Origin of the sequence: Paracoccus fistulariae, from assembly GCF_028553785.1 — a bacterium.
Lineage (GTDB): Bacteria > Pseudomonadota > Alphaproteobacteria > Rhodobacterales > Rhodobacteraceae > Paracoccus > Paracoccus fistulariae.
Map to the genome: position 1 here is coordinate 3096570 of NZ_CP067136.1, position 11503 is coordinate 3108072.

9 protein-coding genes and 1 tRNA gene are annotated in these 11503 nt (G+C 60.6%); all 10 read left to right on the forward strand.

The annotated features are described in order from the left end of the window. Positions 1-100: 100 nt before the first annotated feature. The 10 genes from JHX87_RS15335 (at position 101) to rpoB (ending at position 11456) form a co-directional block, all read left to right on the forward strand. Positions 101-1978: an ABC transporter ATP-binding protein gene (locus JHX87_RS15335; protein ID WP_271886871.1), complete on the forward strand. Its 1878-nt coding sequence runs from the start codon at positions 101-103 to the stop codon at positions 1976-1978. Positions 1979-2029: 51 nt separating this feature from the next. Continuing rightward, positions 2030-2105 (forward strand) — tRNA-Trp (locus JHX87_RS15340). 401 nt (positions 2106-2506) lie between these two features. Then, complete coding sequence (locus tag JHX87_RS15345) at positions 2507-3466, forward strand: polysaccharide pyruvyl transferase family protein (protein WP_272833721.1); 960 nt, start codon at positions 2507-2509, stop codon at positions 3464-3466. Between the two features lie 110 nt (positions 3467-3576). Continuing rightward, positions 3577-3771, forward strand: a complete 195-nt coding sequence (gene secE / locus JHX87_RS15350) for a preprotein translocase subunit SecE (RefSeq protein ID WP_271886869.1) — start codon at positions 3577-3579, stop codon at positions 3769-3771. Between the two features lie 176 nt (positions 3772-3947). Continuing rightward, positions 3948-4484, forward strand: coding sequence for a transcription termination/antitermination protein NusG (nusG, locus tag JHX87_RS15355; RefSeq protein ID WP_271886868.1), 537 nt, complete (start codon positions 3948-3950; stop codon positions 4482-4484). A gap of 86 nt (positions 4485-4570) precedes the next feature. After that, positions 4571-5023 (forward strand): 50S ribosomal protein L11, encoded by a 453-nt coding sequence (gene rplK, locus JHX87_RS15360; RefSeq protein WP_271886867.1) that lies wholly within the window; start codon positions 4571-4573, stop codon positions 5021-5023. A gap of 3 nt (positions 5024-5026) precedes the next feature. Next, positions 5027-5725, forward strand: a complete 699-nt coding sequence (gene rplA, locus JHX87_RS15365; RefSeq protein ID WP_271886866.1) for a 50S ribosomal protein L1 — start codon at positions 5027-5029, stop codon at positions 5723-5725. 399 nt (positions 5726-6124) lie between these two features. Further along, on the forward strand, positions 6125-6640 hold the full coding sequence (gene rplJ, locus JHX87_RS15370) for a 50S ribosomal protein L10 (RefSeq protein WP_271886865.1): 516 nt from the start codon (positions 6125-6127) through the stop codon (positions 6638-6640). Between the two features lie 65 nt (positions 6641-6705). Beyond that, positions 6706-7080, forward strand: coding sequence for a 50S ribosomal protein L7/L12 (rplL, locus tag JHX87_RS15375; RefSeq protein ID WP_271886864.1), 375 nt, complete (start codon positions 6706-6708; stop codon positions 7078-7080). Between the two features lie 230 nt (positions 7081-7310). Further along, entirely contained in the window at positions 7311-11456 is a 4146-nt protein-coding gene (gene rpoB, locus JHX87_RS15380) for a DNA-directed RNA polymerase subunit beta (RefSeq protein WP_271886863.1), read from the forward strand. Positions 11457-11503 lie beyond the last annotated feature (47 nt).

The window sequence follows — 11503 nt, forward strand, 5'->3', positions numbered from 1 at the left end:
AGATCAAGTCGGGGCCGGGAAAAGAGGGTCGGCTTGACTTGCCACCGATCATAGGTCAGCAGATATCCTTGATATTTTTCTGTCAGATTGAAGCGCCTGCATGTTTTCCTGGTTCGAGCGCCGGATTGATCCCTATCCATCGGATGCGCCCGGCACGCCGCCGCGCAATCTGATCGGATTCCTGCTGCATTTCAGCCGGGGCGCCATGCCCTGGCTGCTGCTGATGGCGCTTGGTTCGGGGCTGATCGCGGTGATCGAGGTGGCGCTGTTCGGCTGGCTGGGCGAGTTGATCGACCAGCTGGCCGATACGCCACGCCAGAGCTTCTGGCAGATGCATGGCACGCGGCTGACCTTCATGATGCTGGTGCTGGTGGTTCTGTTGCCATTGCTGAACCTGCTGTCTTCGATGGTGCTGCATCAAAGCCTGATGGGGAACCTTCCGCAGCGGATCCGCTGGCAGGCGCATCGTTACCTGTTGCGCCAATCGGTCGGCTATTTTCAGGACGAATTTGCGGGGCGCATCGCCCAGCGACTGATGCAGACGGCCCTTGCCGTGCGCGAGGTCGCGATGAAGGTTCTGGATGTCGGGACCTATGTGCTGATCTATTTCATCGGCGCGCTGGCGCTGGCGGCCAGTCAGGACTGGCGGCTTGCGCTGCCCTTTGCCTTATGGGCACTGGGTTATGGCGTGATGCTGTGGCAGATCGTGCCGCGCCTTGGCCGCGTGGCCGAGGCGCAGGCCGACGCGCGCTCGGCCATGACCGGGCAGGTCGTGGACAGCTATACCAATATCGCCACGGTAAAGCTGTTTTCCCATTCCGCGCGGGAAGAGGCCTGGATGCGCAGCGGCATGGATGGTTTTCTGCAGACCGTTTACCGCCAGATGCGCCTGTCCAGCCTGCAGGATGTGATCCTGAACCTGCTGAATGTGTGGCTGGTGGCCTCGGTCGCGGGGGTCGGTCTGTGGCTTTGGACGCAGGGGCGGGTTGAGGTCGGGGCGCTGGCGGTTGCGGTGCCGCTGGCCCTGCGGCTGAACAATATGGCGCATTGGATCATGTGGGAATTCGCCGGGCTCTTTGAAAATATCGGCACCGTGCGGGATGGGATTTCCAGTCTTGCATTGCCGCGCGAGGTTCTGGACGTGCCCGGTGCAAAACCCTTGCAGCGGGGGCCGGGCGCGGTGGATTTCGACCATGTCACCTTCCGCTATCGCGGGGTCGAAGGCGCGCGGCCCATGGCGGTGCTGGACGATCTGACGCTGCATATCGCGCCCGGGGAAAAGGTCGGTCTGGTCGGGCGGTCAGGGGCAGGCAAATCGACGCTGATCAACCTGCTGCTGCGCTTTCACGATATCGAGCAGGGACGCATCACCATTGACGGGCAGGACGTCTCGCAGGTCACGCAGGACAGTCTGCGCGCGGCAATCGGCGTGGTGACGCAAGACAGCTCTCTTCTGCATCGCTCGGTGCGCGAGAATATCACCTATGGCCGCCCCGACGCCGATGAGGATGACGTTGCCCGCGCCCTGCGCATGGCCGAGGCGGATGGCTTTGTGCCCGAGCTGTCGGACAGCTATGGCCGCCGGGGGCTGGATGCGCATGTCGGCGAACGCGGGGTCAAGCTGTCGGGCGGGCAGCGTCAGCGCATCGCGATCGCGCGGGTGGCGTTGAAGGATGCCCCGATCCTGGTGCTGGACGAGGCGACCAGCGCCCTGGACAGCGAGGTCGAAGCCGCGATCCAGTCCCGGCTGGAGGTGCTGATGCGGGGCAAGACGGTCATCGCCATCGCCCACCGCCTGTCCACGATTGCGGCAATGGACCGGCTGATCGTGATGGATCAGGGTCGCATCATCGAACAGGGCAGCCATGCCGAATTGCTGGCACAGGGCGGGCTTTATGCACGGCTCTGGGCGCGGCAATCGGGCGGTTTCCTTCTGGCGGATGAGGACGCGGATACGGATATCGTGGAGCAACCTTAATTTCGGCTTGAACCCGCGCGGAAGCTGCCGTAAGCACTCGCCTCACGGCCTAGGGGTATAGCTCAGTTGGTAGAGCATCGGTCTCCAAAACCGAGGGTCGTGGGTTCGAGTCCCTCTGCCCCTGCCAGGTCGTTTGCTTCTCTGCGTCTGTCCGATCTGAGGAACATCTGTCCAGCGATATGATTGTTCCGGTGCAATGCGACAGCAGCCGAAGCCGCCAGTTTTCCCCCGCATATGACACCGATAAGTCGCCCGAAGGCGTCCCGACCAACTTCGCCGCGCTTGAACTTGTGGCCATCCCAAGCTCAGATCGCGCGATCTGCACCGAAATAGCGGGACCGAGGCAACGATCCCGCGCCGCAATTCACGAGGTGATCCATGGCTGGGTCCGCATATTCAAGACATGACGATGAAGCTGTGATTCCGCGAATTGGAATCACGGGGTCATTGGGCAGAGGGAACTATGGCGACGAGCTTTACATAAAGAATTACGAATATTGGTTCTCTCCCTGGGCAAGGCTGTTCTTCATGGCGGGGTTGCCGCGGCAGCCTTACCTGTCGGCCCTCAGGAACGAATATGTCGACATGATGGACGCGATTGTCATGGGCGGCGGTGATTTGCTGTGCCCGTATCGCGAGGCGATTGACCGGGATTTCATCAATCCCGCCTATCTTCGCCGTCCCGTCTATGTGGCGGGGATCGGCGTCGAACGGAACAGGCCGGACATATCGGACAGCGTCGTTCAGCGCTGGTCCGATTTCCTGCGGCATGAGAGCATTCATTTCATTTCCAATCGCGACAGGGGATCTGCGGATTGGCTCAGAGAGCATATCAGGCCACATGTTCCGGTCAGCGATCATCCTGATCTGGTGCTGGCCTTGCCGCTTCCAAAGGCGAAGCCGCCCGAGGGCAAACCCATCGTCGGGCTGGTCACGCGCCATATCAAGCATTCGAAGGAATACCGGATTCTTGAGAAGGCGTCGGCCTATCTGGCCGATAAGGGCTGGCGGGTGCGGCATGTCATTGGCGGTGTCGGACCGCATGGCGCCAAGGATTTCGAGAACGCAAAACTTCTGGAGTTTCCCGGGAAGGAAGTGGTTTATACCGAGGATCTTGACGGCATCAGCCGCGCCCTTGGGGAATGCTCGCTTGTTCTCAGCATGAAGCTGCATACCACGATTGTCGCGGCAATGTATGGCGTGCCGACGATAAGTGTGAACCCGGTCGTCAAGGCAAGAGCCTTCATGGCGGCAATCGGACGACGTGATCTGGCGGTGCCGTCCATGTCTGATGCGCTGATGGACATTCTGCACGCAGGCATCCCGGCCTCTCCGCTTGACGAGGTCAATAAGCTGAAACACGAGGCTGCCGTCTTCATGGGCGATCTGAGCAGGCGCATCTGGTCGGACTTCATTCGCTATAATCCGACGGTCGCGCGGCATGTGTCGGCAGAACCTGCGATCCCGTCGCCACTGGCCTTTTATTAGGCGCTGCGACGCGGGGCTTTCCGGGGCCGCCCCGGCTTAATACATCTGGACGGGTTGAAACGGCGGGCGACAGGCGCTATCTGAGCCCTGCAAATCCGAAGGAGCCGCACGTGGCTAATCCCGTTCAGTTTATCAATCAGGTCCGCGCCGAAGCCGCCAAGATCACCTGGCCGACGCGCAAAGAGGTCATTACGACGACGATCATGGTCTTTATTATGGCGGCGCTGTGCAGCGTGTTCTTTTTCCTGGTGGATCTGGCGATCCGCTTTGGCATGACCGAGGGACTGCGCCTGATCTCGGGCTGAACAAGGGCTTGCATTTCAAGGCTTCGGGCGTTATTTGCGCTCGACTGTCCGGCAAACGGCGTGCATCGGATCCGCATGCGCGCCGCTTTCAATTTCGCCGGGCGATTTTGAATCCAAGGGGTTAACCGCCATCTGGGCGATTCTCTCCCGTATGATGAACAGGGGTCTGTCGGAACATGGCAAAGCGTTGGTATTCGGTCAGCGTCCTGTCGAACTTCGAAAAGAAGGTCGCCGAGGCGATTCGTCAGGCAGTGGCTGAAAAAGGTCTGGAAGAGCAGATCGACGAAGTGCTGGTCCCGACCGAAGAGGTGATCGAGATTCGGCGCGGCAAGAAGGTGACCTCGGAACGTCGCTTCATGCCGGGCTATGTGCTGGTCCATATGGACATGTCGGACCGCACCTATCACCTGGTCAATTCGATCAACCGCGTGACGGGTTTTCTGGGCGCGCAGGGCAAGCCGATGCCGATGCGCGACGATGAAGTCAACGCGATGCTGAACCGCACGGGCGAGGGCGAGGCCGCTGCGCCGCGCAACCTGATCCGCTTTGATGTGGGTGAGAAGGTGAACGTGACCGATGGGCCGTTTGAGGGCTTCTCGGGCATGGTGGAAGAGGTCGACGAAGTCGCGGCCCGCATCAAGGTCACCGTCTCGATCTTTGGTCGGCCCACGCCGGTCGAACTGGAATTCACGCAGGTCTCCAAGACCGCGTGATTGGTCGCGGGAGACGTCGTCTGGTCAAGCCGGCGTCGGACCGCTAAGTCTGCCCCATGGGGGCGTGATGATAAGGAGAAGGCCAGATGGCCAAGAAAGTCGTCGGGCAGCTGAAGCTGCAAATCAAGGCGGGTCAGGCGAACCCGTCCCCGCCCGTTGGTCCCGCACTGGGTCAGCGCGGCATCAACATCATGGAATTCTGCAAGGCGTTCAACGCCAAGACGCAGGAAATGGAACAGGGTGCCCCCGTTCCGGTCGTGATCACCTATTACGCCGATAAGTCGTTCACCTTTGAAACGAAGACGCCCCCGGCCTCGTTCCTGCTGAAAAAGGCGGCTGGCCTGAAGCCGGTCGGCAAGCGGAACCGTTCGAAGGGTTCGGAAAAGCCGGGTCGCGCGACCGCAGGTTACGTCACCGTCAAGCAGGTGCGCGAGATCGCTGAAGCCAAGATGAAAGACCTGTCGGCCAATGACGTCGATCAGGCCATGAAGATCATCCTGGGTTCGGCCCGCTCGATCGGTATCGAGGTGAAAGGCTAAGCCATGGCAAAGATTGCAAAGAAAAAAGCCGCGGCCCGCGCCGCCTTTGAGGGCAAGTCCAACCTGACCGTGGAAGATGCGGTCAAGCTGGTCAAGGACACCGCCTCGGCGAAATTCGACGAGACCGTCGAAATCGCCCTGAACCTGGGCGTTGACCCGCGTCACGCGGACCAGATGGTTCGTGGCGTCGTGACCCTGCCTGCCGGTACGGGTAAGGACGTCCGCGTCGCCGTGTTCGCCCGTGGCCCCAAGGCTGACGAAGCCAAGGAAGCCGGTGCAGAAGTCGTCGGCGCCGAGGATCTGGTGGAATCCATCCAGGGCGGCAAGATCGACTTCGATCGCGTCATCGCCACCCCCGACATGATGCCGCTGGTCGGTCGTCTGGGCAAGGTGCTGGGTCCGCGTAACCTGATGCCGAACCCCAAGGTCGGCACGGTGACCGTGGATGTCGCCAATGCCGTCAAGGCAGCCAAGGGCGGCGAAGTCCAGTTCAAGGCCGAAAAGGCCGGTGTCGTGCATGCCGGGATCGGCAAGGTGTCCTTTGACGCCGACAAGCTGGCCCAGAACCTGCGCGCCTTCGTCGATGCCGTGAACAAGGCGAAGCCCAGCGGCGCGAAAGGGACCTATATGAAAAAGGTCTCGATCAGCTCGACCATGGGTCCGGGCGTGTCGGTTGACGTGGTTTCGGCCGCCGCCAACTAAGATCGCGGCCCGAACAGGGCGATTTTGAAATTCGGAACAGGCGGGCCGTCGCGGCCCGCCTGTTTTCGTTTGTTTGGATCGGGTTGTCGGGTTATACTCGGCGGGCAATTCCTGCATGTCGCGGCCGATTGGCCTCTGCGCGAAATTAACGCTTCACATCCCGCCCAAACATGTTTAAAGAAACGCCTCGCTGCGCGCGCGGATGCGAATCTGCGCGTGTGTCGATTCGTCCGAGACGGTGGGTGCTGGTTTACCAGCTTAATTTCCTGCCTGAGATGGGAACAAGCATTTTTCCGAAGGCATGGCCTTTGGGCGGTCTTGTCCCTTGCGGACTCGGCCCGGTTTTTTATGCCGGGAAAAGTGAGAGCCGGGGGGAAACCCCCAACTTGGAGTGAAACCGTGGATAGAGCACAAAAAGAACAGGTGGTCGAGGAACTCGGCCAGATCTTTGAAAGCTCTGGCGTCGTGGTGGTTGCCCACTACGAAGGGATGACGGTTGCACATATGCAGGACCTCCGCTCGCGCATGCGCGAAGCCGGCGGTTCGGTTCGCGTTGCCAAGAACAAGCTCGCCAAGATCGCCCTGGAAGGTAAGGCCTGCGCAAGCATCGCCGATTATCTGACGGGCATGACCGTGATTTCCTATTCGGAAGATCCGACCGCTGCGGCCCGGATCGCCGACAAATACGCCAAGGATAACGCCAAGTTCGTTATTCTGGGCGGTGCAATGGGTGACACGGCTCTGGATCCGGCCGGTGTGAAAGCCGTCGCCTCGATGCCGTCGCGTGAAGAGCTTATCGCTTCGATCGCTGGCTGCCTGGGCGCGCCTGCTTCGAACATCGCTGGTGCCATTGGCGCGCCTGCTTCGAACATCGCGGGCATCCTCAGCACTCTGGAAGAGCGCGAGGCTGCGTAACGCAACCCTTTCCTGACGAGTGGTTGAAAACCCGACGTTGGAACACTAACTGAGAGAACGGAAAAATGGCTGATCTGAAAAAACTCGCCGAAGAAATCGTGGGCCTGACCCTGCTGGAAGCCCAGGAACTGAAAACCATCCTGAAAGACGAATACGGCATCGAGCCGGCCGCTGGCGGCGCCGTCATGATGGCTGGTCCTGCTGCTGGTGGCGAAGCCGCCGCTGAAGAAAAGACCGAATTCGACGTCGTTCTGACCGAAGCCGGCGCGAACAAGATCAACGTGATCAAGGAAGTTCGCGGCATCACCGGTCTGGGCCTGAAAGAAGCCAAGGACCTGGTCGAAGCTGGCGGCAAGGTGAAAGAAGGCGTTTCCAAAGCTGAAGCCGAGGAAATGAAGAAGAAGCTCGAAGAGGCTGGCGCCAAGGTCGAGCTGAAGTAATCGACCGCATGGTTGATTGATTTTAGGCAGGGTCCGGGTATTTCCCGGTCCCTGCCGAACCTGTCTTGAAGGGCGGTCTGCGATCAGACTTTCCTTCAGGGCATGTTCGAGGTTCGGGAGCTGCACGGTGGGACGGGCGGCAAGTATGGAACCTCACCCCTGCATTCGTAGCCTGCGTTCCGGGGGCCCCGACCCGGAATGTGCGCGAAGACGAAAGGTGACTAGACCCCATGGCGCAAGCTTATGTCGGCCAGAAGCGTATCCGGCGCTACTATGGCAACATCCGCGAAGTATTGGAAATGCCGAACCTTATTGAGGTTCAGAAATCCTCTTACGACCTGTTCCTGAATTCCGGCGAAGGTGCCGGGCATCACGACGGCGAAGGGATCCAGGGCGTTTTCCAGTCTGTTTTCCCGATCAAGGATTTCAACGAGACCGCAACGCTTGAGTTCGTGAAATACGAACTGGAGCATCCGAAATATGACGTTGACGAATGCCAGCAGCGCGACATGACCTATGCCGCCCCGCTGAAGGTCACGCTGCGTCTGATCGTGTTCGATGTCGATGAAAACACCGGCGCGAAATCGGTCAAGGATATCAAGGAGCAGGACGTCTTCATGGGCGACATGCCCCTGATGACCCAGAACGGCACGTTCGTCGTGAACGGGACCGAGCGCGTTGTCGTGTCTCAGATGCACCGTTCGCCGGGCGTGTTCTTTGACCATGACCGCGGCAAGACGCACAGCTCGGGCAAGCTGCTGTTCGCCTGCCGGATCATTCCCTATCGCGGCTCGTGGCTGGATTTCGAATTCGACGCCAAGGATCTGGTCTTCGCGCGCATCGACCGCCGCCGGAAATTGCCGGTGACGACGCTGCTCTATGCCCTGGGCATGGATCAGGAAGGCATCATGGATGCGTTCTACGACACAGTGGATTATTCGCTGCGCCGCTCGGGACGTGAGCAGGGCTGGGTCACCAAGTTCTTCCCCGAGCGCGTCCGTGGCACCCGTCCGGCCTATGACCTGATCAATGCCGACACTGGCGAGGTCATCACCAAGGCTGGCGACAAGGTCACCCCGCGTCTGGTCAAGCGTCTGCTGGAATCGGGCGAGCAGGTGAACCTGCTGGTTCCGTTCGAGCGGATCATCGGCCGCTTTGTCGCCAAGGATATCATCAACGAGGAAACCGGCCTGATCTATGCAGAGGCCGGCGATGAGATCACGGCGGAATATGACAAGGATGGCGAGCTGAACGGCGGCCTGCTGAAGGTTCTGCTGGACAATGACATCACCGATATCCCGGTGCTGGACATCGACCACGTGAATGTCGGCCCCTACATCCGCAACACCATGGCTGCGGACAAGAACATGAACCGCGAACAGGCGCTGACCGATATCTATCGCGTCATGCGTCCGGGTGAGCCGCCGACGGTCGAGGCCGCCTCGACCCTGTTCAACAGCCTGTTCTTTGATGCCGAGCGTTATGACCTGTCCGCCGTGGGCCGGGTCAAGATGAACATGCGCCTGGATCTGGATGCGCCCGATACGCAGCGCACGCTGCGCCCCGAGGATATCGTGGCCTGTATCCGTGGCCTGGTCGAATTGCGCGACGGCAAGGGCGAGATCGACGATATCGACCATCTGGGCAACCGTCGCGTCCGTTCGGTCGGCGAATTGATGGAAAACCAGTATCGCGTCGGCCTGCTGCGCATGGAGCGCGCCATCCGCGAGCGCATGTCGGGTGTCGAGATCGACACCGTCATGCCGCAGGATCTGATCAACGCCAAACCGGCCGCGGCGGCGGTGCGTGAATTCTTCGGCTCGTCGCAGCTGTCGCAGTTCATGGACCAGACCAACCCGCTGTCCGAGGTGACGCATAAGCGTCGTCTCTCGGCGCTTGGGCCGGGCGGTCTGACCCGCGAACGTGCCGGCTTCGAGGTGCGCGACGTTCACCCGACCCATTACGGTCGGATGTGCCCGATCGAAACGCCGGAAGGTCAGAACATCGGTCTGATCAACAGCCTCGCCACCTTTGCCCGTGTGAACAAATACGGCTTTATCGAGACGCCTTATCGCAAGGTGATCGAGGGCAAGGTGACCGACGACGTGGTCTATATGTCCGCGACCGAGGAGATGCGTCACACCGTGGCGCAGGCCAATGCCGAGCTGGATAACGACGGCAAATTCGTTCAGGAACTGGTCAGCACCCGTCAGGCGGGCGATTTCATGCTGAACCCGGTCGATGCCGTCGATCTGATCGACGTGTCGCCGAAGCAGCTGGTCTCGGTCGCTGCCGCGCTGATCCCCTTCCTGGAAAATGACGACGCCAACCGCGCTCTGATGGGGTCGAACATGCAGCGTCAGGCGGTGCCGTTGCTGCGTGCCGAGGCGCCCTTTGTCGGCACCGGGATGGAGGCCATCGTGGCCCGCGATTCCGGCGCCGCCATCATGGCGCGTCGTGGCGGGATCATCGACCAGGTGGACGCCCAGCGCATCGTTATCCGGGCCACCGAAGATCTGGGTGCGGGCGACGCGGGCGTGGACATCTATCGTCTGCGCAAGTTCAAGCGTTCGAACCAGTCCTCGACCATCAACCAGCGTCCGCTGGTGAAGGTGGGTGAGAAGGTCGTCAAGGGTCAGGTTGTGGCCGACGGTCCCTCGACCGATCAGGGCGAACTGGCCATCGGTCGGAACGTGGTCGTCGCCTTCATGCCCTGGAACGGCTACAACTACGAAGACTCGATCCTGATCTCCGAGCGGATCCACCGCGACGACGTGTTCACCTCGATCCATATCGACGAATACGAAGTGGCGGCCCGCGATACCAAGCTGGGTCCGGAAGAAATCACCCGCGACATCCCGAATGTCGGTGAAGAGGCGCTGCGCAACCTTGATGAGGCCGGCATCGTCTATATCGGCGCCGAGGTCGGACCGGGCGATATTCTGGTGGGCAAGATCACCCCCAAGGGCGAAAGCCCGATGACGCCGGAAGAAAAGCTGCTGCGCGCCATCTTTGGTGAAAAGGCCTCGGATGTCCGCGATACCTCGCTGCGTCTGCCGCCGGGTGCTTACGGCACCATCGTGGAAGTCCGTGTCTTCAACCGTCACGGTGTGGACAAGGACGAACGCGCGCTGCAGATCGAGCGTGAGGAAGTCGAGCGTCTGGCACGTGACCGCGACGACGAACAGGCGATCCTGGACCGCAACATCTATGCGCGTCTGAAAACGCTGATCCTGGGCAAGACCGCCGTGAAGGGTCCGAAGGGCGTCAAGTCCAATTCGGAAGTGACCGAAGATCTGCTGGGCACGCTGAGCCGTGGTCAGTGGTGGCAGCTTGCCGTCAGCGAAGAAGAGATCGCCAAGGAAGTCGAGGCGCTGCATCAGCAATACGACAACCAGAAGAAGGCCCTGGAAGCCCGCTTCGAAGACAAGGTCGAGAAAGTCCGTCAGGGCGACGACCTGCCTCCGGGCGTGATGAAGATGGTCAAGGTCTTTGTCGCCGTGAAGCGCAAGCTGCAGGCCGGTGACAAGATGGCCGGTCGTCACGGCAACAAGGGTGTCGTGTCGAAGGTCGTGCCGATGGAAGACATGCCCTTCCTGGCCGATGGCACCCCCGTCGATCTGGTTCTGAACCCGCTGGGCGTGCCGTCGCGCATGAACGTCGGTCAGATTCTGGAAGCGCATATGGGCTGGGCATCGCGCGGTCTTGGCGTCAAGATCGACGAGGCGCTGGAAGATTATCGCCGCAGCGGCGATATGACCCCGGTCCGCGAGGCAATGAAGAACGGCTATGGCGATGAGCTTTATGCCGAGAACTTTGCCGAGATGGATGACGAAACCCTGGTCGAGCACGCCAATACCGTGCGCACCGGCGTTCCGATCGCCACGCCGGTCTTCGACGGTGCCAAAGAGGCCGATATCAATGACGCGCTGAAGCGCGCGGGCTTTGACACATCGGGTCAGTCGATTGTCTTCGACGGTCGCACGGGCGAGCAGTTTGCGCGTCCCGTTACGGTCGGCGCGAAATATGTCCTGAAGCTGCATCACCTTGTCGATGACAAGATGCACGCACGCTCGACCGGGCCGTATTCGCTTGTCACCCAGCAGCCGCTGGGCGGTAAGGCGCAGTTCGGTGGTCAGCGTCTGGGTGAGATGGAGGTCTGGGCCTTGGAAGCTTACGGCGCCGCTTACACCCTGCAGGAAATGCTGACGGTGAAATCGGATGACGTGGCCGGCCGGACGAAGGTCTATGAATCCATCGTCAAGGGCGAGGACAACTTCGAAGCCGGTGTGCCGGAATCCTTCAACGTGCTGGTCAAAGAGGTCCGGGGTCTGGGCCTCAACATGGAACTCCTGGATGCGGAGGAAGAGGAGTAAGGGCCGCGGCCCTTACCCCATTCATCCCCGTACCCTTCATTAGGAAT

What these genes read in the sequence shown, in the direction of transcription:
- rplA (WP_271886866.1), top strand. Translation starts at nt 5,027, where the DNA reads ATGGCAAAGATTGCAAAGAAAAAAGCCGCGGCCCGCGCCGCCTTTGAG.
- rpoB (WP_271886863.1), top strand. Translation starts at nt 7,311, where the DNA reads ATGGCGCAAGCTTATGTCGGCCAGAAGCGTATCCGGCGCTACTATGGC.
- rplK (WP_271886867.1), top strand. Translation starts at nt 4,571, where the DNA reads ATGGCCAAGAAAGTCGTCGGGCAGCTGAAGCTGCAAATCAAGGCGGGT.
- JHX87_RS15335 (WP_271886871.1), top strand. Translation starts at nt 101, where the DNA reads ATGTTTTCCTGGTTCGAGCGCCGGATTGATCCCTATCCATCGGATGCG.
- JHX87_RS15345 (WP_272833721.1), top strand. Translation starts at nt 2,507, where the DNA reads ATGGCGGGGTTGCCGCGGCAGCCTTACCTGTCGGCCCTCAGGAACGAA.
- nusG (WP_271886868.1), top strand. Translation starts at nt 3,948, where the DNA reads ATGGCAAAGCGTTGGTATTCGGTCAGCGTCCTGTCGAACTTCGAAAAG.
- rplL (WP_271886864.1), top strand. Translation starts at nt 6,706, where the DNA reads ATGGCTGATCTGAAAAAACTCGCCGAAGAAATCGTGGGCCTGACCCTG.